The sequence below is a fragment of the Streptomyces sp. NPDC031340 genome, from assembly GCF_055569945.1.
On record NZ_JBVIIE010000005.1, the window covers coordinates 19,279 to 42,926 of the forward strand.

At 72.3% G+C, this 23,648-nt stretch carries 25 protein-coding genes, 1 tRNA gene and 1 riboswitch; of the genes, 9 read left to right on the plus strand and 17 right to left on the minus strand.

Translation table 11 applies throughout. The features are described from left to right. Positions 1–21 precede the first annotated feature (21 nt). From ACZ5GT_RS04820 to ACZ5GT_RS04865, 10 genes are all read right to left on the minus strand, one after another. Positions 22–171, minus strand: coding sequence for a hypothetical protein (locus tag ACZ5GT_RS04820; protein WP_469014224.1), 150 nt, complete (start codon positions 169–171; stop codon positions 22–24). A gap of 30 nt (positions 172–201) precedes the next feature. Continuing rightward, a riboswitch (SAM riboswitch) is annotated at positions 202–313 on the minus strand. A gap of 68 nt (positions 314–381) precedes the next feature. Continuing rightward, a complete protein-coding gene (locus ACZ5GT_RS04825) occupies positions 382–1,242 on the minus strand; it encodes a glutathione S-transferase C-terminal domain-containing protein (RefSeq protein ID WP_469014226.1) in 861 nt (286 codons plus the stop codon). A gap of 125 nt (positions 1,243–1,367) precedes the next feature. Further along, positions 1,368–1,478: a putative leader peptide gene (locus tag ACZ5GT_RS04830; RefSeq protein WP_469014229.1), complete on the minus strand. Its 111-nt coding sequence runs from the start codon at positions 1,476–1,478 to the stop codon at positions 1,368–1,370. Between the two features lie 251 nt (positions 1,479–1,729). Next, positions 1,730–1,803 (minus strand) — tRNA-Pro (locus tag ACZ5GT_RS04835). Positions 1,804–1,968: 165 nt separating this feature from the next. Continuing rightward, on the minus strand, positions 1,969–3,294 hold the full coding sequence (locus ACZ5GT_RS04840) for an MFS transporter (RefSeq protein ID WP_469014231.1): 1,326 nt from the start codon (positions 3,292–3,294) through the stop codon (positions 1,969–1,971). A gap of 250 nt (positions 3,295–3,544) precedes the next feature. Next, a complete protein-coding gene (locus tag ACZ5GT_RS04845; protein WP_469014236.1) occupies positions 3,545–4,495 on the minus strand; it encodes a catechol 2,3-dioxygenase in 951 nt (316 codons plus the stop codon). Next, positions 4,492–5,568, minus strand: a complete 1,077-nt coding sequence (locus ACZ5GT_RS04850) for a 4-oxalomesaconate tautomerase (RefSeq protein ID WP_469014772.1) — start codon at positions 5,566–5,568, stop codon at positions 4,492–4,494. The genes ACZ5GT_RS04845 and ACZ5GT_RS04850 overlap by 4 nt, the downstream gene beginning before the upstream one ends. Positions 5,569–5,591: 23 nt before the next feature. Beyond that, positions 5,592–6,305 (minus strand): 4-carboxy-4-hydroxy-2-oxoadipate aldolase/oxaloacetate decarboxylase, encoded by a 714-nt coding sequence (locus ACZ5GT_RS04855; protein ID WP_469014238.1) that lies wholly within the window; start codon positions 6,303–6,305, stop codon positions 5,592–5,594. Then, positions 6,302–7,051, minus strand: a complete 750-nt coding sequence (locus ACZ5GT_RS04860; RefSeq protein ID WP_469014240.1) for a PIG-L deacetylase family protein — start codon at positions 7,049–7,051, stop codon at positions 6,302–6,304. The genes ACZ5GT_RS04855 and ACZ5GT_RS04860 overlap by 4 nt, the downstream gene beginning before the upstream one ends. A gap of 65 nt (positions 7,052–7,116) precedes the next feature. Continuing rightward, positions 7,117–7,767 carry a GntR family transcriptional regulator gene (locus tag ACZ5GT_RS04865; RefSeq protein ID WP_469014241.1) on the minus strand — a complete coding sequence of 217 codons (651 nt, stop codon included), beginning with the start codon at positions 7,765–7,767 and terminating at the stop codon, positions 7,117–7,119. A gap of 223 nt (positions 7,768–7,990) precedes the next feature. Here ACZ5GT_RS04865 and ACZ5GT_RS04870 point away from each other — a divergent pair, with 223 nt between their 5' ends. Beyond that, positions 7,991–8,335, plus strand: a complete 345-nt coding sequence (locus tag ACZ5GT_RS04870; protein ID WP_469014243.1) for a cupin domain-containing protein — start codon at positions 7,991–7,993, stop codon at positions 8,333–8,335. A gap of 83 nt (positions 8,336–8,418) precedes the next feature. Here ACZ5GT_RS04870 and ACZ5GT_RS04875 read toward each other — a convergent pair whose 3' ends face one another. After that, entirely contained in the window at positions 8,419–9,024 is a 606-nt protein-coding gene (locus ACZ5GT_RS04875; protein ID WP_469014245.1) for a poly-gamma-glutamate hydrolase family protein, read from the minus strand. A gap of 9 nt (positions 9,025–9,033) precedes the next feature. Further along, positions 9,034–10,065, minus strand: coding sequence for a LacI family DNA-binding transcriptional regulator (locus tag ACZ5GT_RS04880; protein WP_469014246.1), 1,032 nt, complete (start codon positions 10,063–10,065; stop codon positions 9,034–9,036). Between the two features lie 161 nt (positions 10,066–10,226). On the opposite strand from ACZ5GT_RS04880, the gene ACZ5GT_RS04885 reads away from it, so the two are divergent. The 6 genes from ACZ5GT_RS04885 to ACZ5GT_RS04910 all read left to right on the plus strand — a co-directional run bounded on the left by ACZ5GT_RS04885 (position 10,227) and on the right by ACZ5GT_RS04910 (position 16,452). Continuing rightward, entirely contained in the window at positions 10,227–11,426 is a 1,200-nt protein-coding gene (locus ACZ5GT_RS04885; RefSeq protein ID WP_469014248.1) for a phytanoyl-CoA dioxygenase family protein, read from the plus strand. Positions 11,427–11,440: 14 nt separating this feature from the next. Continuing rightward, positions 11,441–12,217, plus strand: coding sequence for an SDR family oxidoreductase (locus ACZ5GT_RS04890; protein ID WP_469014250.1), 777 nt, complete (start codon positions 11,441–11,443; stop codon positions 12,215–12,217). Between the two features lie 60 nt (positions 12,218–12,277). Next, complete coding sequence (locus ACZ5GT_RS04895; protein WP_469014251.1) at positions 12,278–13,300, plus strand: Gfo/Idh/MocA family protein; 1,023 nt, start codon at positions 12,278–12,280, stop codon at positions 13,298–13,300. Positions 13,301–13,589: 289 nt separating this feature from the next. Further along, the gene (locus tag ACZ5GT_RS04900; protein WP_469014253.1) at positions 13,590–14,951 is read left to right on the plus strand and encodes a protoporphyrinogen/coproporphyrinogen oxidase; all 1,362 of its coding nucleotides are present in this window, start codon (positions 13,590–13,592) and stop codon (positions 14,949–14,951) included. Further along, the gene (locus ACZ5GT_RS04905; protein ID WP_469014254.1) at positions 14,948–15,979 is read left to right on the plus strand and encodes a Gfo/Idh/MocA family protein; all 1,032 of its coding nucleotides are present in this window, start codon (positions 14,948–14,950) and stop codon (positions 15,977–15,979) included. Before ACZ5GT_RS04900 ends, ACZ5GT_RS04905 begins: the two co-directional genes overlap by 4 nt. After that, entirely contained in the window at positions 15,976–16,452 is a 477-nt protein-coding gene (locus ACZ5GT_RS04910) for a GNAT family N-acetyltransferase (RefSeq protein WP_469014256.1), read from the plus strand. Before ACZ5GT_RS04905 ends, ACZ5GT_RS04910 begins: the two co-directional genes overlap by 4 nt. A 25-nt stretch (positions 16,453–16,477) precedes the next feature. On the opposite strand, the gene ACZ5GT_RS04915 is transcribed toward ACZ5GT_RS04910, so the two are convergent. Genes ACZ5GT_RS04915 through ACZ5GT_RS04935 form a run of 5 tightly spaced genes read right to left on the minus strand, consistent with a single transcriptional unit; the run spans position 16,478 to position 21,461 of the window. Beyond that, positions 16,478–17,497: a Gfo/Idh/MocA family protein gene (locus tag ACZ5GT_RS04915; protein WP_469014258.1), complete on the minus strand. Its 1,020-nt coding sequence runs from the start codon at positions 17,495–17,497 to the stop codon at positions 16,478–16,480. Between the two features lie 44 nt (positions 17,498–17,541). Further along, positions 17,542–18,444: a sugar phosphate isomerase/epimerase family protein gene (locus tag ACZ5GT_RS04920; protein ID WP_469014259.1), complete on the minus strand. Its 903-nt coding sequence runs from the start codon at positions 18,442–18,444 to the stop codon at positions 17,542–17,544. Between the two features lies 1 nt (position 18,445). Further along, a complete protein-coding gene (locus ACZ5GT_RS04925; protein ID WP_469014261.1) occupies positions 18,446–19,372 on the minus strand; it encodes an ATP-binding cassette domain-containing protein in 927 nt (308 codons plus the stop codon). After that, on the minus strand, positions 19,369–20,448 hold the full coding sequence (locus ACZ5GT_RS04930) for an ABC transporter permease (RefSeq protein ID WP_469014263.1): 1,080 nt from the start codon (positions 20,446–20,448) through the stop codon (positions 19,369–19,371). The genes ACZ5GT_RS04925 and ACZ5GT_RS04930 overlap by 4 nt, the downstream gene beginning before the upstream one ends. After that, positions 20,448–21,461, minus strand: coding sequence for a sugar ABC transporter substrate-binding protein (locus ACZ5GT_RS04935; RefSeq protein ID WP_469014265.1), 1,014 nt, complete (start codon positions 21,459–21,461; stop codon positions 20,448–20,450). Before ACZ5GT_RS04935 ends, ACZ5GT_RS04930 begins: the two co-directional genes overlap by 1 nt. A 296-nt stretch (positions 21,462–21,757) precedes the next feature. Here ACZ5GT_RS04935 and iolC point away from each other — a divergent pair, with 296 nt between their 5' ends. Continuing rightward, entirely contained in the window at positions 21,758–22,732 is a 975-nt protein-coding gene (iolC, locus tag ACZ5GT_RS04940; protein ID WP_469014266.1) for a 5-dehydro-2-deoxygluconokinase, read from the plus strand. Positions 22,733–22,755: 23 nt separating this feature from the next. After that, positions 22,756–23,634, plus strand: coding sequence for a Cgl0159 family (beta/alpha)8-fold protein (locus ACZ5GT_RS04945; RefSeq protein ID WP_469014268.1), 879 nt, complete (start codon positions 22,756–22,758; stop codon positions 23,632–23,634). Positions 23,635–23,648 lie beyond the last annotated feature (14 nt).

The window sequence follows — 23,648 nt, forward strand, 5'->3', positions numbered from 1 at the left end:
AGAGTCTGCGGGGGCTGGTCGTCAGCCGTGGCAGCGGGCGCGGCCCGGTGCGGTACACAGTGCGCTGCTGACGCGCAGCAGATCGACGGCGCGGTCGGCGACGAGCGGCTTCGCGTACGGCGGTACGCAGCTCAGGGGACGGTGTGCCACCGTCCTGAAAGCTGCGTACATCTCGTCACCGTCACTGTTCCGGCCCTGCGGGCCTCGCGCTTACCGAAAAACGTCATCCGGTCCGGTCGTCACCTGGGGCACCCCACCGCGGAGCGAGGGTTGCCGGTCAGCCAGCCAGGGCTTGTCGCTGACGCTCATGACCGTTGTGAGCCGCAAGTCAATGCGCTCGGCACGGCCGATGTCAACACCGGTCCACCAGGTGGAACGCGGTCAGGGGGTGTGGGCGGCCCAGTCGAGGATCCGGACGGCGGCTCCGGCGTCCTCCAGGCCCCGGCAGCGGGCGTGGTGGCGGCGGGCGATGCCGTCCAGGTCGAGGTGCGGTCCGAAGGCGGGGTGGGCGGTCAGGCGGCGGGCATAGGCCCACAGGGCGGGGTGGGCGGCGACGCGGTGCACGGCGGAGACGTCCAGGTGGTCGCGGTGCACCGTGTCGAGCAGCACCAGCGCGGACCACAACTCGACGTCGGCTGCGGTGATCTGATCGCGAATCAGGTAAATCCGCCCGTCGAGCCACCGCTCCAGCGCGCCCAGCGTCGTGAGCAGCTCCTCCAGTGCGGCGGCGCGTTCGTCCGGCCCGGTGTCCGCAGCGCCGGCCCGCTGCGCGGCGCGTTCGATGCCCTGCGCGCACATCCGCTCGACGGCCTCGATCTCCGACTCCGCGCCTCGGGGATACGGCGAGGGACGGCCGGCGCCGAAGCCGCGGGCGAGGTCGCGCGTGATGTCGGGGGCGTGGGTGCTGACGATGCGCCCGGACCAGTCGTCGCCGAGCACGGGCGCGACGGCGGGGCCGCGGTAGCGGTGGACGCTGGCGTCGTACAGCGGGCGCAGGGCATGGTAGCCGCCGTCGGGCCGGTCGGGGACGGCGGGCAGGACGGTGACCGGACAGACGGCGTCCAGGCCGAGCAGGCTGTGGGTGACGGCGATGCGCAGGCCGTCGGGACACGCGGTCGACAGGTACAGCCGGTAGCGGAGCGGGACGGCGTAGTGGCCGCTGCGGGCGTCCCTGCCGATCCGGCCCCGGAAGGCGGGGCCGGGCTCGGCGGACGTGTGGGCGGCCGGTGGTGCGACGGACATGACTCTCCCCGGGAGCGGGCGCGGACGTGCGCGCGGCGGAAGCGATGTCGGGCGGCTCGGCCGTAGGCACCCCTGTGCGCCGGCGCGGCACGGCTCCGGGCCGTGTCGACGCGGATGGGTACGGCTCAGCGCAGGGGGCCGATCGCGCTGCACACACGCAGCAGATCGATGTGACGGCGGGAGGTCAGCAGAGGCGAACGGCCCGCGTGCGCGGTGACCCACTCGAGGCGCCTCATGCCATTCCCTACCCATTCACTAGGATTCCCTTCTGGAGTGTCGGTCCGGGTGCGTACGCCGTCAAGAGGGTGTCCACCAGGTGGCCGTCGCGGCGGAGCGCGGCCGCTCGCGGCAGGGTTCAGCAGGGCGTACGGCCCCGCGCGCCGCCGGGCGGCGACGGAAGAACGGGGAACGGAGAACGGGAAACGGGAAACGGGAAACGGAAAAAGGGGCCCCGCGAGCTTTCGCTCGCGAAGACCCCTTCGCGCCGTCGGGACGACAGGATTTGAACCTGCGACCCCTTGACCCCCAGTCAAGTGCGCTACCAAGCTGCGCCACGTCCCGGCGCGCGTCACCCGGCCGAAGCCGCGTGATCGTGCAGGTCAACCCTACCGCATGCGGGGGAGCGCCGAAGGCCGGGCCGCTCCCCCGCCGCCGGACGCCGGGGAAGAACCCTTGTCCGCGCGGCTCCGGCGGAGTGATCCCGGACTCGGCGGACCGCGGCGGCGCTCAGTGGGCGGCGGCCAGTTCCTGGCCGGCGCTGCCCTTCGCGCCGCTCCGGGAGCCGCGCAGTGCCGCGATCCCGATGAAGACCATGGAGGACACGCCGGCGAGCGCGAAGGCGGTGAAGCCCCAGTCGCCGTGGCCCGCGGCGAGCAGCTGGCCGCCGAGCCACGGGCCGAAGACGGCGCCGAAGCGGCCCATGCCGGAGGTCCAGCCGACGGCGGTGGCACGGCTGTCGGGCGTGGAGCCGATCGACACCGTGGCGTAGATCATCGTCTGGGCGCTGTTGAGGAAGACGCCGGTGAGGAAGACGACGGCCATGGTGACGCCGGTCGGCATGTGGACGCTCAGCAGGAAGACGCCGGCCGCGGTGAGCGCGAACCAGATCGCCGAGACGCGCGGGGCGCCGAAGCGGTCGGCGGCCCGGCCGGCCACCAGCATGCCCACGATGCCGCCGAGGTTGAAGACGACGACGAAGGTGAGGGCCGAGCCGAGCCGGTAGCCCTCGCCGCGCATCAGGGTGGGCAGCCAGGTGGCGACGCCGTAGACGAGCAGCAGACCGCCGAAGGAGGCCAGCCAGTACAGCAGGGTCTGGGTCCACCGGCCGTCGCGGAACAGGCCCAGCAGGGCGTCGAACCGGTCGGCGGCCGTCTTCCGGTCGGCCGTGGCGGGCAGTTCGACGTCGTAGCGGGCGGCCAGCGCGCGGGCCTCCTCCTCGCGGCCCTTGGCGACCAGGAAGCTCAGCGACTCGGGGAGCGTCCTCGCGAGCACCGGGGCGAACAGCAGCGGCGCCACGCAGACCCAGAAGGCGGCGCGCCAGCCGGCCGGGTCGATGAGCCACTTGGCCACGTAGGCGGAGAGGATGCCGCCCGCGTGGTGCGCGGTCATCAGCAGGCCGATGACGATGGCGGCGCGGCCGCGCGGGGCGTAGTCGGAGACCATGCTGATCGCGGTGGGCAGCAGGCCGCCGAGGCCGACGCCCGCCAGGGTCCGGCCGAGGCCGAAGACCTCGACGCTGCCCGAGATCGCGCAGACGCCGGAGGCCAGCGAGAACAGGGTGACGCAGGCGATCATCAGCTTCTTGCGGCCGATCCGGTCCGCGACGGTGCCGGCGGTCAGGGCGCCGACAAGCATGCCGAAGGTGGCGTAGCTGCCGAGGTCGCCGGCCTGGTCGGGGGTGAGGCCGAAGGTCTTCGTCTCGAGCAGGTGCGGCAGCACCGAGCCGTAGATGAACATGTCGAGGCCGTCGAAGAGGACGGCCAGCCAGCACAGGGCGACGACCAGGAGGGCCAGTCTGCTGCCGCGAGCGGACAGGGAGGGGGAGGAGGACATCTTCGTTTTCCTCTCGTCCAGGAGACGTTACCTGGAGGGGATCTGGGATGCGGGCCGACGCGGCTCGTGCGGCCGGCCCGTGCGCTAGACGCTAAGGAGCCACCCGAAGAGTGTCAACGCTTTTGTCAACAATCTCAGCGACGATCGGGAGACGGCAGGGGGGGGGGGGGGGGGGGGGGGGGTCCCCCCCCCCCCCCCCCCCCCCCCCCCCACCCCCGTGACCGTGACCGGTCCTGTGGCCGTGACCGTTCTAGGCGACCGGTGGCGTGCCGTGCGTGTGGAAGGACTCGATGGTCCTCAGCCCCCACGCCTGGCCCTTCCTGCGCTCTTCCTCGGTCCAGGTGATCAGCGGCCAGTCGGGCGCCAGCACCAGACGGGTCAGCGGGTTGCACAGTTCGACGCGGTTGCCGCCGGGCTCGTAGACGTAGAGGAAGAACGTCTGCTGGATGGCGTGCTTGTGCGGGCCGGTCTCGATGAACACGCCGGTGTCGATGGCGAGGTCGGCGGCGCGCAGGATGTCCTCGCGGGTGTCGGTCGCGAAGGCGATGTGGTGCAGCCGCCCCGAGGAACCGGTCCAGTCCGACGTGTAGACGACGTCGTACGACTTGTTCGTGAAGGTCAGCCAGCGTGCGGCGATCTTCCCCGAGTCGAGCCGGATCTGCTCCGTGGGCCTTGCGCCGAGGACGTGTTCCTGGAACTCGGCGTTGGCGAGCACGTCGGAGGCGAGGAAGTTGACGTGGTCCAGGCGGCGCACGCCCACACCCCGGTTGGGCTTGGCCTGCGGCTGGTTCTTCAGCGCCGGTTTGAGGTCGTCGGGGCAGGCGTAGTGCTCGCTCTCCCAGTACAGGGCGTGCTCGTGGCCGTCCGGGTCGGCCGTGACGTAGACCTTCCCCAGGCCGGGCTCGTCCTCGGCCCACCTGCCGGTGCCGCCCGCCTCCTCCACGGCCCGGACGCGGCGCTGGAGGGCCTCCTCGCTGGAGGTGCGCAGCGCGAGCCGGCCGAGGCCGGGCCGCTCGCGGGCGGTGAGCACCAGACTGTGGTGCTCGTAGTCGTCGAAGGTCCGCAGATAGACCGTGTCGCCCTGCTGACCGTTGACCGTCAGGCCCAGGTAGTCGGTGAAGAAGGCGACACTGGCGTCCAGGTCGGGCGTGTAGAGCTGGGCGTGACCGATGTGGGCGATGTCGCCGAGCGGCGGAGTCATCGTCGACCTCCGGGGGATGGTGCGGACATGGGGGCCGTCCCGGCGGGCCGGGGGAACACGACGCCGTCGAAGATCTTGCGGGCCGTGCGGACCACGGCCGTGCGGCGGGCTACGGGCCGGCCCGCGGAGTCGGTGCCGACGCTGCTGTCGATGTCGAGGAACCCGGTGGGGTGCTCGATGCGGACCCGGTCGCCGCCGGCGGGCAGCTCGGCGAGGTCCGCGCCGACGGCGCCTTCGATCCGAAGGCCTGCGGCGACGCTCGCGGCACCGAGTACACCGATTGAGGGGTGGCAGCGCACCGGAATGAAGGTGCGGGTGGTGACCGCGCCACCGTCGCGGGGCGAGGCGAGGAGCGTGAGCTTGGGCACGGTGGTGTCGGAGACGTCCCCGAGGCCCATCAGCCGGCCCGCCTCCAGACGGATCGCGCGCAGCCGGTCGGCGAGCGCGAGGTCTTCCTCCAGGTCCTTGGGCCGCTCGTAGCCGGTCACCTTCAGGGAGGAGGCGGCGACGAGCACGGTGGGCATGCCGTTGTCCACGCAGGTCACCGGGGTGCCGTCGATGTCGTCGCGGACGTTGCCGGTGGGCAGCAGCGGACCGGCGCCCGGCGGGAAGGCGATCACCACCGGGGCGGCCGTGCCCGGCACGCCGGAGATCTCGGCGTCGCCCGTGTAGCGCACCCGGCCGCCGGGGGTGGGGAAGGTCGCCGTGGCGTGGCCGCCGCTGTTGACCATCCTGATGCGTACGGCAGTCTCCTCCTCCCCCGCCGCGACCAGTCCGCGCTCGACGGCGAACGGGCCGACGCCGGCGAGGATGTTGCCGCAGTTCTGACGATCGCTCACCTCTGGCCGGTCGACCGCGACTTGGAGGAAGAGGTAGTCGACGTCCGCATCGGGGTCGGACGAGGGCGACACGACCGCCACCTTGCTGGTGAGCGGGTGGGCGCCGCCGAGTCCGTCGATCTGCCGCTCGTCCGGGCTGCCCATGACGCGCAGCAACAGCGCGTCGCGGGCGGCCGGTTCGGCGGGCAGGTCGCCGGCCAGGAAGTAGGCGCCCTTGGAGGTGCCGCCGCGCATCAGCAGGCAGGGCACCGCGTCGGTCACGGCCGGGCTCCGGTGTGCGCGGCGTACTCCTCGTACGTCCGGTACTCCACGCCGAGTTCCTTGAGCTTCTCGCGCAACCCGTAGCGGTCCAGGCCGAGTTGGCCGTCGAGGAACGCGGAGCGGGACTTGGCCTCCTTGGCCTCGCGGGCCTCCGAGCGCTCGGCGGTGTCGCGGGCCCGCTCGCGGGGCACGACCACCACGCCGTCGTCGTCGGCGACGATCACGTCACCGGGGCGGACTACCTGACCGTCGATGGCGACCGGCACGTTGACCGAGCCGCCGGTTGCCTTGACGGTGCCCTGCGCGGAGACCGCGCGGGACCAGGCGGCGAAGCCCATGTCGCGCAGTTCCTGCGTGTCGCGGACGCCCGCGTTGGTGACGATGCCGCGCACGCCGCGCCGCCGCAGCGCGGTGGCGAACAGTTCGCCGAACATGCCGTCCGTGGAGGGCGAGGTGGTGGTGACGACGAGGACGTCGCCCTCAGCGCACTGCTCCACGGCGGCGTGGATCATCAGGTTGTCGCCGGGCCAGCTCAGCACGGTCACGGCGGTGCCCGCGATCCGCACGCCCTGCTGGACGGGCCGGATCTCCGGGCCGAGCAGCCCGCTGCGGCCCATCGCCTCGCTCACCGTCGCCACGCCGAAGCGGGCCAGCGCCTCGACGTCCCGCGCGTCGGCCTTCGGAGGGTTGGTGACGATCACGCCGCTCATGCCAGCTCCTTCGCGATCTGCGGGTAGGGACGCATGTACGCCTCGGCCATGGTCTTGTGGGCGAGCCCCAGGTTGGGGCCGGCGTTGCGCTTGAGCTGGACGCCGCGGCGCACGGCGAGGTCGGTGTAGTAGTCCCACAGGTGCTGCTGGGCGCCGAGGCACTCCATCGCCTCGCGCTTGGTCTCCCACACCTCGGTGATGTCGAGCAGCACCTCGGGCCGGAAGCCGCTCATCTCGGGCTGGTGCGGCTCGAAGAAGAAGACCGGCGGGGCGCCGATGATCTCGCCCTCGCCCGGGTAGCCGATGGCCTGGGCCAGGATCCTGGCCTGCAGCGCCATGCGGCTCGCGGCCGGGTGGTCGCCGTTGTACGGGTCCTCCGCCGGATGGGTGAGGACGACGTCCGGCTGGGTCTCGCGGTACACGGCGACGAGCCGGTCGGTCAGCTCCTCGGTGGCCACCAGGGGGTAGTCGCCGGCGTCGAAGAAGCGGACCTCGGCGCCGAGGGCGGCGGCGGCGCGCTCGGCCTCGTCCCGGCGTATCGCCTTGATCTCCTCCAGCTTCCTGCCCTCACGCCACGCCTTGGCGGACTCGCCGCGCTCGCCGAAGGTGAGACAGGCGATGGTGACCTTCTCGCCACGGGACGCGGCCAGGGCGATGGCGCCGCCCGCCCGCCACACGAAGTCTCCGGCGTGCGCGGTGACGACGAGTGTGGATCGTGGGGTGGCGGGCGCGTTGGCCTGGGTCATTGCTCGGATCTCCTTGATGGACAGGTGGGCGCGCCCGCCCCGCGCGCGGTCGGCCGCACAGCGCGTCAGCCGCGCAGCGCCTCGATCACGCTGGTGAGGTGGGCGCGGACGGCCGCCTCGGCCGCCTGCGGGTCCCTGGCACTGATCGCCTCGATCATCGCCAGATGCTCGTTCAGGGATTGCTGGGGACGCCCCGGCCGCAGCGCCAACTGAAAGCGGTGGCGCACCAGTTGGGCGTTGAGCCGCTCCAGGAGGTCCACCGCCGTCCGCTGGCCGGAGAACTCGCGGACCTTGGCGTGCAGTTCCTGGTTGAGTTCGGAGTACGTCACCGGCTCGCCGTCGGCGACCGCCTTGGTCATCGCCGTGCCCAGCTCCGTCAGCTCGGCGAGCTGGTCGTCGTCGGCCAGCACGGCCGCCTTGGCCGCGCAGAGCCCTTCGAGGACCATGCGGCATTCGGTGATGGCGACCGCTTCCTCCACGGTCACCACCCGCACCCGCGACCCGCGGTTGCGGATCCGCTCGACCAGGCCCTGTGCCTCCAGATCGATGAGCGCGGCACGGATGCTGGCCCGTGTCACACCGAACTGCTCGGCGAGCTCGTTCTCCACCAGCCGCTGTGCCGGTGCCATCTCGCCGTGCAGGATCGCCTGCCGCAGCTGCGCGAACGCGTGCTGCTTGGCCTGCTCCCCGGTGCTCGGACGGGCTTCCTTCGGCATCGTTGCCCTCCCTGAGTGAGTGCCTGTCGAACCTAAATCTAGCCAGACAGAATTGTCAACAATTTTGTTCGCCGTATTGCGGGCAGCCCTCGGGGGCACTGACCCCGTCTGTCCTCCCCAGGTCCCCTGCGGCGATCGCCGTGACGAAGTGTCCTGCGGGCGGGGCCGAGACCCCACACTCTGTCGGCGTCGGCCGGGCCGGAGTGGTGGCTAGGGTCGCCGTATGACCCACAGCTTCGCTCTCCACATCCCCGACGCCGAGCTCGAGCCCGAGCCCCTCGACCCGACGCAGATCGTGTCCGGGACTCCGGAGGTGACCGGAAAGGTCGTCTGGGAGTCGGCGGACGGCCGGCAGATCCGCGGGATCTGGCAGATCACCCCCGGCGTCGTCACCGACACCGAGGCCGACGAGCTGTTCGTCGTGATCAGCGGGTCGGCGACCGTCCAGGTGGAGGGCGGGCCGACACTGGACGTCGGGCCGGGCGACATGGCGGTGCTGCGGGCGGGCGACCGCACGACGTGGACGGTCCACGAGACGCTGCGCAAGGCCTACGCCGTCAACCTCTGAGGAAACGGCGACCTCCGCGGAACACGTCAGCCTCCCCGAAACGCGTCAGGCCTTGAGGATCGCGTCAGGCACCGAGGGTCGCGTCACCCCCTGAGGGACAGCAGGCGCACTCCCTCGGCGAGGGCGTCGGCGACCGGCCTCGGCGGGGTGTCCGGCTCGCCCGCCCTCCGGCCCGGCCGCCGGGTGCGGGCGAGCAGCGGAAGCTCCACCTGGACGCCGCCCCCGCGGGTCAGGTTCACCGGGTTCCTCGGGTGCAGTCCGCGCAGCGCGCGCGGTATCTCCGCGAGGTCGGTGACCGCCTCGAACTCCGGCCGCAGCGCGCGCAGCGCGAAGGCGAGCAGCCGGGCCGCCGACCGGTTGCCGCCACCGAGGAAGACGGTGCGCGGCGCCGCCTCGCGCAGGTGACCGTGCAGTGAGACCGTCACCGAGACATGGGAGAGGAAGTCCCGCAGCAGCGCGCAGCGGTCCGTGGCCATGCGCGGCGAAGGGATGTGCACCGGCCGCCGCGTCCCCGGCTGGGTGAAGACCAGGCTGGTGGCGCCGCGGCGCGCGGCCACCGACTCGGCGAGTTCGGCCGTGCCCCCTTCATTGTCGGCGTGCAGCGCCAGCAGCCCGATGCGGCTGCCCGGCGTCAGCGTGGCGAGGAAGGCGACGCCCTCGATCTCGACGCGCTCGGTCAGCTGTGTCACCGGTGTCCCTCAACTCGTCGTCGGAGCGGGCATGTTGTACGGCGTCACCACCTGGGTGGCGGACGGCAGCGTGGGTCCCGCGGGCGGCAGCGCGCCGTGGAAGCGCATCACGAGGTGGCAGGCCTCGCGCATGTCCTGGCGCAGGTCGTGGTGGAGGACGGCGGACAGGCGGTGCTCACGCAGCAGGCGCGTGTTGTCGTGGTCGAGGTCATGCGCGACGAACACCGCGCACTCGCGATCCAGATCCTCGAAGGCGCGCAGGGTGGCGATGTTGCCGCCGCCGATCGAGTAGACGGCGCGGATGTCCGGATCCCGTTCCAGCGCGGCGCGCACCAGGTCGTACTGGGTGGTGTCCAGGCCCTGCCCCTCGGCGATCTCCACCAGCGTGCGGTCGGGGTGGTGGGTGCGCATCGCGCTGCGGAAGCCCATCTCGCGCTCCTCCTCGTTGCGGAAGAAGCCGCTGCTGAGGCTGGTGAGCACGTTGCCGGGGCGGTCGCCGAGCCACTGGCCCATGAGGTACGCCGCCGTCGCGCCCGCCGCCCGGTTGTCGATGCCGACGTAGGCCAGGCGCGGGGTCGCGGGCAGGTCGGTCACCAGGGTCACCACGGGGATGCCCGCGTCGGCGAGCCGGCCGACGGCGGCCGAGACCTCCGGGACGTCCGGCGCCTTGAGGATCACGCCCTGCGAGCCGCGCCGGGCGATGCGGTCCAGGGTGCGGGTCAGTTCGGCGGCCGGGCCGGTCTCGCGGAAATGGAATCGCGAGCGGACGACCGCCGGGTGCAGGGAGGGCAGTTCCGCCTCCAGGGCGGCGCGCACGGCGGTGGAGAACCGCTCCGGCGTCTGCATCACTATGTCGATCATGAAGGTGCGGCCGACCAGCCGGACCTGGGTGCGCTGCCGGTCCAGGTCGGCGATGGCCTGCCGGACCTCGCGGGCGGTGCTCTCCCGCACTCCGCCGCGCCCGTTGAGCACCCGGTCCACCGTGGCCTCGCTCAGGCCCGCCTGACGTGCGATCTCCCGGATCGGGAAGGGGTGGCCCACGGACGGCTCCTTGAGGGGTTTTTGATGGCTTCCTGCTGGTTGTTCGAGGGGTTTGTACTGACAAGAATGGCAGAGCCGTGTCGCTCCGCACCCCCGAAGGGACGACGATGTCCTCGATGTCCTCGATGTCTCCGGCGTCCTCGATATCTCCGGCGTCTCCCATGTCTCCGGCGTCCTCGACGGCCTTCCGTTCCGTGCAACGCCGCGTGTGGCTGTCCGAGCGGGACTGCGACCTCGACGCCTTCCGCGCTGTCGTCGAGACCTCCACCGACCGGGCCGGCTACCCGTACGCCTCCGCCGTGGAACGCGGCGTCCTGATCTACGACAGCGACCGGCTGCGCGGGGCCGCCGACCGCGCCGGCGTGCGGGCCGAGCTGGTCCGCGCGCTCGCCGACGGGCCCGGCATCGTGGTCCTCAAGGGCGCCTTCCCCGACCCGGCCGTCGTCGACCGGCTCGGCGCCGTCTTCGACGCCCTCATCGCCGGACAGCGGGCCTCGGGCGCGCGGGCCGGGGACCACTTCGCCGCCCCCGGCGCCAACGACCGGGTGTGGAACGCGCTGGAGAAGGCGGCCCTGCACGACCCGGAGGCGTTCGCCGACTACTACGCCAACGACATGCTGGCGCTGGCCGCCACCGCCTGGCTCGGCCCCGCCTACCAGGTCACCTCGCAGGTCAACGTGGTCAACCCGGGCGGCGCCGCGCAGACCGTGCACCGCGACTACCACCTCGGCTTCCTCTCCGGCGAGGCGGCGGCCGCCTACCCGGCGCACGTGCACGCCCTCTCCCCCGTCCTCACCCTCCAGGGCGCGGTCGCGCACTGCGACATGCCCGTCGAGTCCGGACCGACCATGTACCTGCCGCACTCGCAGAAGTACGAGCCCGGCTACCTGGCCTGGCGGCTGCCGGCCTTCCGGGAGTACTTCGAGGCCCACCACGTCCAACTCGCCCTCGCCAAGGGCGACGCGGTCTTCTTCAACCCCGCGCTGTTCCACGCGGCCGGCGCCAACAGCTCCGCGGACGTCCGGCGCACCGCCAACCTGCTGCAGGTGTCCTCCGCGTTCGGCCGGGCGATGGAGACGGTCGACCGCGAGGCCGTCGTCGACGCGGTCTTCCCGGTGCTGCTCAGGCGCCGGGCGGAGGGCGCCGGCGAGGAGTGGCTGGAGAACGTGATCGCGGCGAGCGCCGAGGGCTACCCCTTCCCCACCAACCTCGACAGCGACCCGCCCGTCGACGGCCTCGCCCCGCCCGCGCAGGCGGACGTCGTACGGCGCGCCCTGCGCGAGACCTGGACCCCCGAGACCCTGCGCGACGCGCTGCGGGCCGGCGCCGAGCGGCGCGAAAGCCGACCGCGTCACTTCTGAAAGGACCTGCCCTCATGGGACTTCTCGACGACAAGGTCGTCCTCGTCAACGGCGGCAGTCAGGGCGTCGGCGCCGCCGTCGCGCGGGCCGCGGTCCGTGAGGGCGCGGTGGTGGCCGTGACCGGGCGGCGCACCGCGCCGGGCGAGGCGCTGGTGACCGAGCTGACCGCGGCCGGCGGCAAGGCCACGTTCGTGCGGGCCGACCTGTCCGACGCCGAGCAGGCACGGTCCGCCGTCGGCGACGTGGTGGCGGTGTACGGCCGGGTCGACTGCCTGGTCAACTCCGCCGGCCTCACCTCCCGGGGCACCCTCCTGGACACCACGCCCGCCCTGTTCGACCAGCACATCGCGATCAATCTCCGGGCCCCGTTCTTCGCGATGCAGGCGGCGGTGGCGGACATGCTGAGCCGCAAGGCGCCGGGCACGATCGTCAACATCATCACCTCCTCGGCGCACGGCGGGCAGCCCTTCCTCGCGCCGTACGTCGCCGCCAAGGCCGGCCTGATCGGCCTGACCCGCAACGCGGCGCACGCCCACCGCTGGGACCGGATCCGCGTCAACGGCCTGAACATCGGCTGGACGGCGACCGAGGGCGAGGACGCGACGCAGAAGAGGTTCCACGGCGCCGGGGACGACTGGCGCGAGGAGGCCGCCACGAAGCTGCCGATGGGCAAGCTCGGCCAGCCGGACGAGATCGCCGACTTCGTCGTCCTCCTGCTGTCGGACCGGTCGGGCGTGGTCACCGGATCGGTGATCGACTGGGACCAGAACGTGCTCGGCGGACTCGACTGACTTCCCCCCTCCCCCGCTCTCTCCCCACGGCAACAACCCGCACCCAAGGAGCAACACCCCATGCGCATCGGAATCCTCGGCCTCGGCCGCATCGGCGCCTTCCACGCCGAGACCCTCTCCGGACTCGACGCGGTCGACTCCCTCGTCGTCTCCGACCCGTTCGCCCAGGCCGCCAAGTCCGCCGCCGAGCGGTTCGGCGCCGAGGTCGCGGACTCCCCCGAGGCGGTGCTGGCCGCCGGGGTGGACGGCGTGGTGGTCGCCGCGGCGACCGACGCCCACCCGGGCCTGATCCTGGCCGCCGTCGAGGCCGGCGTGCCCGTCTTCTGCGAGAAGCCCGTCGCGAAGACCATGGCCGAGGGCGTCGAGGTCCTCAAGGCCGTCGAGGGCTCCGACGTGCCGATCCAGATCGGCTACAACCGCCGCTTCGACGCCGGCTTCGTCGCGGCGCGGGCCGCCGTGCACAGCGGCGAGCTGGGCACGCTGCACACCGTGCGGTCGACCACCCTGGACCCGGCGCCGCCGCCGGCCGCCTACGTCGCCGCCTCCGGCGGCATCTTCCGCGACTGCTCGGTGCACGACTTCGACATCATCCGCTGGGTGACCGGCCGCGAGGTGACCGAGGTGTACGCCGTCGGCGGCAACCGGGGCGCCGACTACATCAAGCAGGCGGGCGACGCCGACACCACCGGCGCGATCCTCACCCTCGACGACGGCACCATCGCCGTGGTCTCCAACTCCCGCCACAACGGCCGGGGTTACGACGTCCGCATGGAGATCCACGGGTTCGCCGACTCCATCGCGGTCGGCCTGGAGGACAAGCTGCCGCTGCGTTCCGTCGAGCCCGGCGTGACCTTCCCCGCGGGCACCCCGCACGACTTCTTCATGGACCGCTTCACCGAGGCCTACCGCGCCGAACTCACCGCGTTCACCGAGGTCGTGGCCGGCACCCGGACCTCCCCCTGCACGATCGCGGACGCGCTGGAGGCCGGCTGGATCGCGGAGGCGTGCACCCTGTCGCTGCACGAGCACCGGCCGGTGACGATCGCCGAGGTGCGCGCCGGCCAGGGGGTGTCTGACAAATGAGCGTGGAAGAAGGAGCGGTGTCTGGTGCGTGCGATCGCAAGGCGCCGGAGCGTCCTCGTGGCGGAGCCACTAGGGCGTTTCGGCAACGCCGCGAGCGTGCGTGCCAGGCGCCGCGACGCCGCGGGCATTTGTCAGACACCCCCTAGGGCCCGTCGCGGGACAGGCAGGGCTTTCCGCGACAGGCCCGGGGCGGCGTGGTCGCGCTCCCGGGGTGCGTTTACGGTCTTGTGGTCCGCCCGAACGGCGGCCACCAGACCGTCCGCGCACCACCGACCGAGGAGCGACGACCATGAGCAGCGGCCACGCCGTCCACCGACCTGACCTGGTCCGCGACGAGTTACCCGGCCCCCGCCCCCGCAGGGTGGTGGTGATCGGCGCGGGTCCCGGCGGTCTGACCGCCGCCCGGGAACTGGAGCGCGCCGGACACCGGGTGACCGTGCTGGAGGAGCGGGACGAGGTGGCCGGCAAGTGCGGGAGCGTGCACGTCGACGGCCTGGCCTACGATCTGGGCGGCCACATCTGCACCAACCGGTACGCACGGGTGGCGGAGTTGGTGACCGAGCTGGGCGTGAAGACGGAGCGCACCACCCGGTACCGCGTGCTGAACGTCGCGCAGCGCACCGCCAGCCGGCAGACGATGCCGTTCCTGCGCGACGAGGCGTTCGCCCGCTACCGGGCGCTGCGCGAGCGGGAGTTCCCGCGCATCGCCGAACCCGGGCTCGCCCACTCCGCCAGGGCGCTCGCCGCTCCCGTGGGGCGGTGGCTCGACGAGCACCGCCTGCGGTCCATGGCCGACTCGTTCGGCACCGGGTACACGGCGGCCGGCTACGGCCATCTCGACGACGACGTGCCGGCGCTGTACTTCGTCAAGTACGCCGAGATGACGGGGCTGTTGTCGGAGGGGCCGGAACTGCTGGGCCACGCGGGCTCGTTCACGGTCGTCGGCGGGTTCGCCACGCTGTGGGACCGTGTCGCCGAGGGGCTGGAAGACGTGCGGTGCGGGGTGCGGGTCGAGGCGGTCGAGCGGCACGCGGACGGGGTGCGGGTGCACACCGGCGGCGGCCCGGTGGACGCCGACGACCTGGTGCTGGCCGTACCTCTGGACCGGATCCTGCCGGTCCTGGACGCCACCGAGGAGGAACGCGACCTCGCCGCGCGGATGCGCAGCAACGCCTACCACACCACCCTCGCCGCCGCCCCCGGCCTGCCGGAGGACGCCTTCTACTTCCTCGACCGCCACACGGCGACCCGCGAGACGGCCGGCCACTGCGTGTCGTACCACCACCGCTACCCCGGCAGCGACGTGCGGACCTTCTACTCCTACGGCCGTCCCGAGGACGTCGCCGCGCTGCTGCCGGGCGACATCGCGGAGCTGGGCGGCCGGCTGGAGCGGGTGCACCTGCGGCGCCGGTGGGCGTTCATGCCGCACTTCGGCGGCGACGACCTCGCGGCCGGCGCTCTGGACCGGCTCGATGCGCTGCAGGGCCGCAGCCGCACGTACCATGTCGGCGGCCTGCCCGCCTTCGAACTGGTCGAGTGCGTCGTCGCGCATGCCCAGGACCTCGTCCGCCGCCGCTTCCCGGCGGCGGACGGCACACCGACACGGCCGGAGGACGCTCCCGCCACGATCCAGGAGGAGCGCACGTCATGAGCGGACCGGACCGGGAGCCCCTGCGCATCGGAGTACTGGGAGCGGCCCGGATCACCGGACGCGCGCTGGCCGAACCGGCCCGGGCCGGCGGCCACCGCCTCGTCGCGGTGGCGGCCCGGGACCGCTCCCGGGCCGAGTCGTTCGCCGCGGAGCACGGCGTGGAGCGGGTGCTCGGCTCGTACACCGACCTGCTCGCCGACCCCGAGGTCGAGGTGGTGTACAACCCGCTCCCCAACGGTCTGCACGGGCCGTGGAACCTCGCCGCCCTGGAGGCGGGCAAGCACGTCCTGACCGAGAAGCCGTCGGCGAGCAACGCGGAGGAGGCCGCCGAGGTACGGCAGGCCGCCGCGCAGTCCGGGACGGTCTTCCTGGAGGGCTTCCACTACCTCTTCCACCCGGTCACCCGCCGCCTGCACGAGATCCTGGCGAGCGGCGAACTGGGCGAACTCCGGCGGTTCGAGGCCCTGGTCGCGACCCCCGCGCCGCCGGACGGCGACCCGCGCTGGTCGCTGCCGCTGGCCGGCGGCGCCCTGATGGACCTGGGCTGCTACGGCCTGCACGCGGCGCGGATGCTCGCGCCCCTCGCGGGCGGCGCCCCGCGGCTCGTCTCCGCGCGCGGTGGCGAACGGAGCGGCGTGCCCAGCGTCGACGAGTGGCTGGACGCCGAACTGGCCTTCCCCGGCGGGGCCACCGCCTCCGCGCGCTGCCACATGGCCTACGGCGAGCTGGAGATGAGCTGCCGGATCGTCGGCACCCGCGGTGAGGCGACCGCCCCCAACTTCGTGCTGCCGCACCGGGACGACCGGGTGGTGGTGCGCACCGCGGACGGCGAGCGGACGGAACGGCTCGGCACCCGGTCGTCGTACGCCTACCAGCTGGACGCCTTCGCCGCCGCGGTACGCGACGGCGTGCCGCTGCCGCTGGACGCGGACGACGCGGTGGCGACGATGACGCTGATCGACGACTGCTACCGCGCCGCGGGCCTCGCGCCCCGGCCGCGCGCGGACGCCGGACGGACGGCCGGATGACCGACGGCACGGCCGCCGCGCGGATCGTCCCGGCCCGGGTCACCGACATCCAGCAGGCACTCGACGAGCACGCCCGCTACTGGGGCGACCGCGATCTGCGGGCGCTGCATCTGCTGCCGCTGGTGCACGAGTTCGGGCGGACCTGCCTGGTCGCCCGGTCGGACGACGGCGTCCTCGGCTACCTCATCGGCTTCGTCACCCCGGACGGCACCGGGTACGTGCATCTGGTCGCGACCCGCGACGACGCCCGCGGCGCCGGGCTGGGCCGCGCCCTGTACGAGGCGTTCACCGAGGCCGCCGGCCGGCAGGGCGCCGTCCGCCTGAAGGCGATCACCACGGTGGGCAACGAGGGCTCCGTGGCCTTCCACCGCAGCCTGGGCTTCGACGTCCGCGTCGCGGAGGACTACAACGGCCCCGGCCGGCCCCGGGTCGTCTTCACCCGCCCCCTCGCGGGCTTCCCCCCGGGCCGGTGACGAGCCGGGAGCGGCCGCCGGCGCGTCAGCGGTACAGCGGCGGCCGCTCCACGAGTTCCACCTCGGCCCGGCCGCCCTGCTCCAGGGCGCGCACGCCGGCCTCGCAGACCGCCGCCGCGGCGTAGCCGTCCCACACGCTGGGGCCGGTGACCTCGCCGCGGCGGGTGGCGTCCACCCACGCCTGGACCTCGCGGTCGTAGGCGTCGGCGAAGCGTTCCAGGTAGTCCTGGGCGATGGTGCCGCCCCAGCGGCCCGCCATGTTGGTGACCATGGCGTGGCCGTCGCCGATCCGGGCGGTGCCGCGTTCGCAGACCGCCTCGGCCTGGACCTGGTAGCCGAAGCCGCAGTTGACGAAGATCTCGACGTCGACGACCGCGCCGCCGTCGGTCTCGAACACCACGAACTGCGGGTCCTGCATCCCGTCCGGGGCGTTCACGGACGGCGCCGGGCGCAGCACCGTCACGGCCGTGATCTCGTGGCCGAGCAGCCAGCGCGTGATGTCCATCTCGTGCACGACGGAGTCGTTGACGAGCATCTCGCTGCGCCAGCCGGGCGGGGAGGCGACGTTGCGGTGCCGGTTGTGCAGCAGCAGCGGCCGGCCCAGCTGGCCGCTGTCCAGCAGGGCCTTGAGCTTCAGGTACTCGGCGTCGTAGCGCCGCATGAAGCCGACCTGGACGCGGCGCCGGCCCAGGGACTGCTCGGCTTCCAGCACGCGCAGGGCGGAGGCCGCGTCCGGGGTGAGCGGCTTCTCGCAGAGCACCGGCAGGTCGTGCGCGAACGCCGTCAGCAGGGCCGCCTCGTGAGCGGGTCCCGGAGAGGCGATGAGCACGGCGTCGACGTCGGCCGACGCCATCGCGGCGGCCGGGTCGGTGTACGGGGTGCAGCCGTCGACGCCGGCCGCGACGGCCTTGGCGCGTTCCGCGTCGACGTCGACGACGGCGGTCACCCGGGCGCCGCTGGTGACCTCCTGGATACGGCGGACGTGGTCGGCGCCCATCCTGCCGGCGCCGACGACGGCGACGCGCAGTGTGCCGGGCCGGTCCATGGTCGTCCCCCTTCGGACGGTCGGGCGGTCGGGCGGTGAGGCGGTCAGGCGCCGCAGGACCTCAGGAACTTGCGGGTGCGCACCGCGATGGGCAGCGGCTTGTCCGGCTCGCACGGGTACATGTCCTGCTCGACGATCGCGAACAGGTCCACGCCGAGCCGCTGCGCCGCCTCCAGCACCGGGCCCAGCTCCGGTACGCCGGACGGCGGTTCGCACATCACACCGCGCTGCACGGCCGGGCCGAACGGCACCTCGTTCGCGCGCACGTCGGCGAGGATCTCCGGGTCGACCTGCTTGAGGTGCAGGTAGCCGATGCGTTCGCCGTAGGTCTCGATCAGCTTGACGCTGTCGCCGCCGCAGTAGGCGTAGTGCCCGGTGTCGAGGCAGAGGTTGACCAGGCCGGAGTCGGTCGAGTCGAGGAAGCGCTCGACGTGCGCCTCGGTGTCGATGTGGGTGTCGGCGTGCGGGTGCACGACGATGTCGAGGCCGTAGGTCTCCTTCACCTCGTGGCCGAGCCGTTCCATGCCCTTGGTGAGGTGGGCCCACTGCTCGCCGGTCAGCTCCGGGGGCTCCAGGATCTCGGCGGTCTTGTCGTCCCGCCAGAAGGACGGGATGACGACCAGGTGTTCGGCGCCCATGGCCTGGGTCAGCGCCGCGACCCGGCTGACCTGCTCCCAGGTGCCGTCCCATTCGGCGGGGCCGCGGTGCAGTCCGCAGAAGATGGTGCCGGCGGAGACCTTCAGGTTCCGCTTGTTCACCTCGTCGGTGAGCCGGGCCGGGTCGGTCGGCAGGTAGCCGTACGGGCCGAGCTCGATCCAGGAGTAGCCGGCCTCGGCGACCTCGTCCAGGAAGCGTTCCCAGGGCACCTGCACGGGGTCGTCGGCGAACCAGACGCCCCAGGAGTCGGGTGCGGAGCCGACCCGGATGCGATCCAGCGCAGCGGACATGTCAGGACTTCCCTTCGGATGCGGCCGCGCCGGGTGCGGCGAGGGCGTCCTCTTCGGGGAGTTCCTCGACGTCGACTCCGCGGACCTGCGCGAGTTCGTGCTTGAGCGCGGCGAGTTCGGCGCCGCCGGCCATGTGGTTGGTGAGTTCCTCGAGGCTGACCTGGTCGCGGGAGGCGGACATCTCCAGGGTGCCCAGGCGCAGCACGCTGAAGTGGTCGCCGACCATGTAGGCGTGGTGGGGGTTGTGGGTGATGAAGATGACGCCGAGGCCGCGGTCGCGGGCGGCGGCGATGTACTTCAGCACCACGCCGGACTGCTTGACGCCGAGGGCGGCGGTCGGCTCGTCCAGGATGAGCACGCGGGCGCCGAAGTAGACGGCGCGGGCGATGGCCACGCACTGGCGCTGGCCGCCGGAGAGGGTGCCGATGGGCTGTTCCAGGTCGTCCAGGACGATGCCCATCTCGCGCAGCTCGTGGTCGGCCGTCTGCTTCATCTTCTCGATGTCGAGGCGGCGCAGGGGCCAGGGGCCCTTGGTCATCTCCGAGCCGAGGAAGAAGTTGCGCCACACCGGCATCAGCGGGACGACCGCGAGGTCCTGGTAGACGGTGGCGATGCCCTTGTCGAGCGCCTCGCGCGGGGTGGAGAAGCGCACCGGTGCGCCGTCGACGAGGAACTCGCCCTCGGTGTGCTGGTGCAGACCCGAGATGATCTTGATGAGGGTGGACTTGCCGGCGCCGTTGTCGCCGAGCACGCAGGTGACCTGGCCGGGGTACACCTTCAGGTCGACGCCGTGCAGGGCGCGGATGTTGCCGTAGGACTTGCCCGCGCCGCGCAGTTCGACGATCGCCCCGTCCCCGCCGGCGGTGGGGGTGTCGGGGATGATGGCGCCGTGGGTGCCGGCCTCGTCGGCTGTCGTCATGTCGGTCACCTCCGGGTCGCCGTGCGCTGGATGTACAGGTTGATCAGCACCGCGCCGAGCAGCATCGCGCCGAGGAACGCCTTGAACCAGTCGGGGTTCCAGCCGGCGTAGACGATGCCCTGCTGCACCATGCCGAACATGAAGGCGCCGAAGACCGGGCCGATCGCCGAGCCGGCGCCGCCGGTCAGCAGGCAGCCGCCGATCACGGCCGCGGAGATGAAGATCAGCTCCTGGCCCACGCCCTCGCCGGACTGCACGGTGTTGAAGGTGAACAGCTGGTGCATGCCGACGAACCAGGCGCCGAAGCCGACCAGCATGAACAGCGAGATCTTGGTGAAGTTCACCGGCACGCCGACGGCCCGCGCGGACTCCTTGTTGCCGCCGACGGCGAAGATCCAGTTGCCGTACCTGGTGCGCAGCAGCACCCAGGTGGCCAGCGCGGCGAAGACCAGCCAGTACACCACGGTGATCTTCACCTGGACACCGCCGACGTCGAAGGACGAGGCGAAGACCTTCTTCGCCTGGTCGAAGCCGTCCATGTCGCTGATGTCGTCGGTGGCCACGTTGCCGGTGACCAGCTTGGTGACGGCGAGGTTGACGCCCTGCAGGATCAGGAAGCTGCCCAGGGTGATCAGGAAGCTGGGCAGGCCGGTCTTGACCACCATCCAGCCGTTGAAGAAGCCGACCGCGAGGGACACGGCGAGCGCGAGGACCACGCCGGCCCAGACGTTCATGGTCAGCTGGTAGCTCAGCATGCTCGCGGTCAGCGCCGAGGTGATCACGGCGACACCGGACGACAGGTCGAACTCCCCGCCGATCATCAGCAGCGCCACCGGAAGCGCCATGATGCCGATGGTCGACGACTGGTAGAGCACGTTCGCCATCGAGGAGCCGTCACGCACCGGCGGGGCGGTGACGAGGAAGAACACGTACACGGCGACGGCGCCGAGGAAGACGCCCACCTCGGGACGGGCCAGCAGCCTGAGCGCCAGGGGGCGCCGGGCCGTGCGCCCGTCGGTTTCCTTGCCGGGGCCGGAGGCCGGCGGTGTGGTCACCGCCGGCTCGGCGTCCTGCGTCATACTCATCACCGAGTGCCCTTCGCGGCGTACTTCGCGACCGCGTCGACGTTGGACTTGTCCACGAAGGCAGGGCCGGTCAGCACGGGCTGCTCGCCGCCGCCCATGTAGTTGCCGTTGTTCTTGTACAGCCACAGCGAGTCGATCGCCAGGTAGCCCTGGAGCCAGGGCTGCTGGTCCACGGCGAACTGGATGGTGCCCTTGCTGATGGCGCTCGTGAGGTCCTTGTTCAGGTCGAAGGTCGCGATCTTGGCCTTGCTGCCGGCGTCGGACACCGACTGCACCGCGGTCAGCGCGAACGGGGCGCCGAGGGTGGCGACGTAGTCGATGGACTTGTCCTGCTTGAGCTTGGCGGTGATGGTCGACTTCACGGACGGCATGTCGGTGCCGTTGACGTACAGCACGTCGGTCTTGCCGGAGAAGGTCTTCTTCAGGCCGTCGCAGCGCTGGGTCAGGCCGATGTTGCCCTGCTCCTGGACGACGCAGACGGCGTGCTTGGCCTTGAGCTCGCTGAGCTTCTTGCCGAACGCCTCGCCGGCCACCGTCTCGTCCTGGCCGAAGAACTCCATCAGGCCGAGCTTCTTCCAGTCGCTGACCCCGGAGTTGAGGCCGACGACGGGTATGTTCGCCTGGGTCGCCTTGGACACGACGTCCTTCATGGCGTCCGGCTTTGCGAGGGTGACGGCGATGCCGTCGACCTTCTGGTCGATCGCGTTCTGCACCAGGGTGGCCTGGGCGCCGGCGCTCGGGTCCGCGGAGTAGACCAGCTTGATGTTGTCCTTGGCGGCGGCGGCCTCGGCGCCCTTGCGGACGATGTCCCAGAAGGTGTCGCCGGGCGACTGGTGGGTCACCAGGGCGACCGTCATGCGGGGCGTCGTGGCCTTGCCCGCGGAGGCGCCGTCCGCGCTCTCCTCGGCCTTCTTGCCGCCGGAGCTGCTGGAGCAGCCCGCGACGGTCAGTGCCGCCGCGGCTGCCAGGGCCACTGCGGGGGCCAGTCTGCGGGAGAGAGAAGAGCGTTCCATCTGTCCTGCACCTCACTGTGCGACGGGGGGAGACGGGGAACCGGCGGATCGTCGGGATCCAGAACCCGGACCTGCGGTTCAGGTCCGGGCCGTGTGCCGCGGAAGCGGCTGTCGTGCTGGGACGGGATCAAATCCCTTGGCGCGCTCGCTGTCAATACTTTGTTAAGACATCATTTCACTTGCAGGTCCGAATGTAAGTACAAACTATTGACAGCGTCGGCCATGGCGGCCTACACCTGGGAGGCGGGAGGCGCACGGGCCCCCGCTTCCCCAGCACAGGTCGAGGAGCGTCGCGCATGGCTGAGCCCTTGGAGTCCGTCGTCCAGTCCTTCGACTTGATCACTATGGGCCGTCTCGGAGTCGATCTCTATCCTATGCAGTCGGGTGTTCCCCTCACGCACGTGGAGACCTTCGGCAAGTTCCTCGGCGGCTCGGCCGCGAACGTGGCGGTCGCCGCGGCCCGGCTCGGCCGGAACACCGCGCTGGTCAGCCGTACCGGGAACGACCCCTTCGGCGCCTATTTGCACCGGGCGCTGCGGGACTTCGGCGTCGACGACCGCTGGGTGACGCCCGTGGACGCCTACCCGACACCGGTGACGTTCTGCGAGATCTTCCCGCCGGACGACTTCCCGCTGTACTTCTACCGGCAGCCCAAGGCCCCCGACCTGGAGATACACGCCGACGAACTGGACCTCCCCGCCATCCGCGCGGCACGCGTCCTGTGGTTCACCGGCACCGGGCTGAGCGAGGAGCCCAGCCGCTCCGCCACGCTCGCCGCGCTCGAAGCCCGCGGCAGGACCGGCACCACCGTCTTCGACCTGGACTGGCGCCCCATGTTCTGGCGCGACGCCGAGGAGGCCCGCCCGTACTACGCGCAGGCCCTGCGCCACGCCACGGTCGCGGTCGGCAACCTCGACGAGTGCGAGATCGCCACCGGCGTCCGCGAGCCGCACGCCTGCGCGGCGGCGCTGCTCGCGGCGGGCGTGGAACTCGCGGTGGTGAAGCAGGGGCCCGAGGGGGTGCTCGCCGTGCACCGCGACGGCACCACCGCCGAGGTCCCGCCGGTGCCCGTCGAGGTCGCCAACGGCCTCGGCGCGGGCGACGCGTTCGGCGGCTCGCTGGTGCACGGGCTGCTGTCCGGCTGGTCGCTGGAGAAGACCATGCGGTACGCCAACGCCGCCGGCGCCCTCGTCGCCTCCCGGTTGGCCTGTTCCTCCGCGATGCCGACCCCGGCGGAGGTCGACGACCTGCTCGCCCGCGCCGCCGCCTGAACTCCCCGAACGGAGCTTTCGTCTTGACCATCAGCATCCCCGACCTCGTCTCGGTCAGGGCCCGGAACCCCGAGGCCGTCGCCGAGGCCGCCGCCCGCCGGGTGCGCCGACCCCTGCTCGGCGACAGCGGCCGTCTCATGATCGTGGCCGCCGATCACCCGGCTCGCGGCGCCCTCGGCGTGGGCGGCCGGCGCCTGGCCATGGCCAACCGGGCGGATCTGCTGGAACGTCTCTGCACGGCGCTGTCCCGGCCCGGCGTCGACGGGGTGCTGGCCACCGCCGACATACTGGAGGACCTGCTCCTGCTCGGCGTGCTGGAGAACAAGGTCGTCATGGGCTCCATGAACCGCGGCGGTCTCGCGGGCGCGGCCTTCGAGATGGACGACCGCTTCACCGGCCACCGCGCCGAGGACATCGCCCGGCTCCGCTTCGACGCCGGCAAGCTGCTGCTGCGCATCGACTACGACGACCCGGGGTCGCTGACCACCCTGGAGTCGACCGCCCGCGCCGTCGACGCGATGGCCGCGCACCGGCTCCCGCTGTTCGTGGAGCCGTTCGTCTCCCGCCGCGTCGAGGGCCGGGTGCGCAACGACCTGTCCGCCGAGGCCGTCACCCGGTCCATCGCCATCGCCTCCGGGCTGGGCGGCACCTCCGCCTACACCTGGCTGAAACTGCCCGTCACCGACGACCCCGACGACATGGGCGAGGTGCTGGAGACGTCGACCCTGCCGGCCGTCCTGCTCGGCGGCGAGGTCGGCGACGACCAGGAAGGCGCCTACGAGCGCTGGCGCAAGGCCCTGCGGCTGCCCACCGTCATGGGCATGGTCGTCGGCCGCTCGCTGCTGTACCCGGCCGAGGGCAGCGTGGAGAGCGCGGTCGACACGGCCGTGGGGCTGCTGTGACGCGCCGCCGCGCC

Excerpts from the sequence above, each read along its gene's own strand:
- ACZ5GT_RS04820 (WP_469014224.1), bottom strand. The coding sequence starts at position 171 with ATGTACGCAGCTTTCAGGACGGTGGCACACCGTCCCCTGAGCTGCGTA.
- ACZ5GT_RS04825 (WP_469014226.1), bottom strand. The coding sequence starts at position 1,242 with ATGTCCGTCGCACCACCGGCCGCCCACACGTCCGCCGAGCCCGGCCCC.
- ACZ5GT_RS04830 (WP_469014229.1), bottom strand. The coding sequence starts at position 1,478 with ATGAGGCGCCTCGAGTGGGTCACCGCGCACGCGGGCCGTTCGCCTCTG.
- ACZ5GT_RS04840 (WP_469014231.1), bottom strand. The coding sequence starts at position 3,294 with ATGTCCTCCTCCCCCTCCCTGTCCGCTCGCGGCAGCAGACTGGCCCTC.
- ACZ5GT_RS04845 (WP_469014236.1), bottom strand. The coding sequence starts at position 4,495 with ATGACTCCGCCGCTCGGCGACATCGCCCACATCGGTCACGCCCAGCTC.
- ACZ5GT_RS04850 (WP_469014772.1), bottom strand. The coding sequence starts at position 5,568 with ATGCGCGGCGGCACCTCCAAGGGCGCCTACTTCCTGGCCGGCGACCTG.
- ACZ5GT_RS04855 (WP_469014238.1), bottom strand. The coding sequence starts at position 6,305 with ATGAGCGGCGTGATCGTCACCAACCCTCCGAAGGCCGACGCGCGGGAC.
- ACZ5GT_RS04860 (WP_469014240.1), bottom strand. The coding sequence starts at position 7,051 with ATGACCCAGGCCAACGCGCCCGCCACCCCACGATCCACACTCGTCGTC.
- ACZ5GT_RS04865 (WP_469014241.1), bottom strand. The coding sequence starts at position 7,767 with ATGCCGAAGGAAGCCCGTCCGAGCACCGGGGAGCAGGCCAAGCAGCAC.
- ACZ5GT_RS04870 (WP_469014243.1), top strand. The coding sequence starts at position 7,991 with ATGACCCACAGCTTCGCTCTCCACATCCCCGACGCCGAGCTCGAGCCC.
- ACZ5GT_RS04885 (WP_469014248.1), top strand. The coding sequence starts at position 10,227 with ATGTCTCCGGCGTCCTCGACGGCCTTCCGTTCCGTGCAACGCCGCGTG.
- ACZ5GT_RS04890 (WP_469014250.1), top strand. The coding sequence starts at position 11,441 with ATGGGACTTCTCGACGACAAGGTCGTCCTCGTCAACGGCGGCAGTCAG.
- ACZ5GT_RS04895 (WP_469014251.1), top strand. The coding sequence starts at position 12,278 with ATGCGCATCGGAATCCTCGGCCTCGGCCGCATCGGCGCCTTCCACGCC.
- ACZ5GT_RS04900 (WP_469014253.1), top strand. The coding sequence starts at position 13,590 with ATGAGCAGCGGCCACGCCGTCCACCGACCTGACCTGGTCCGCGACGAG.
- ACZ5GT_RS04905 (WP_469014254.1), top strand. The coding sequence starts at position 14,948 with ATGAGCGGACCGGACCGGGAGCCCCTGCGCATCGGAGTACTGGGAGCG.
- ACZ5GT_RS04910 (WP_469014256.1), top strand. The coding sequence starts at position 15,976 with ATGACCGACGGCACGGCCGCCGCGCGGATCGTCCCGGCCCGGGTCACC.
- ACZ5GT_RS04915 (WP_469014258.1), bottom strand. The coding sequence starts at position 17,497 with ATGGACCGGCCCGGCACACTGCGCGTCGCCGTCGTCGGCGCCGGCAGG.
- ACZ5GT_RS04920 (WP_469014259.1), bottom strand. The coding sequence starts at position 18,444 with ATGTCCGCTGCGCTGGATCGCATCCGGGTCGGCTCCGCACCCGACTCC.
- ACZ5GT_RS04930 (WP_469014263.1), bottom strand. The coding sequence starts at position 20,448 with ATGAGTATGACGCAGGACGCCGAGCCGGCGGTGACCACACCGCCGGCC.
- ACZ5GT_RS04935 (WP_469014265.1), bottom strand. The coding sequence starts at position 21,461 with ATGGAACGCTCTTCTCTCTCCCGCAGACTGGCCCCCGCAGTGGCCCTG.
- iolC (WP_469014266.1), top strand. The coding sequence starts at position 21,758 with ATGGCTGAGCCCTTGGAGTCCGTCGTCCAGTCCTTCGACTTGATCACT.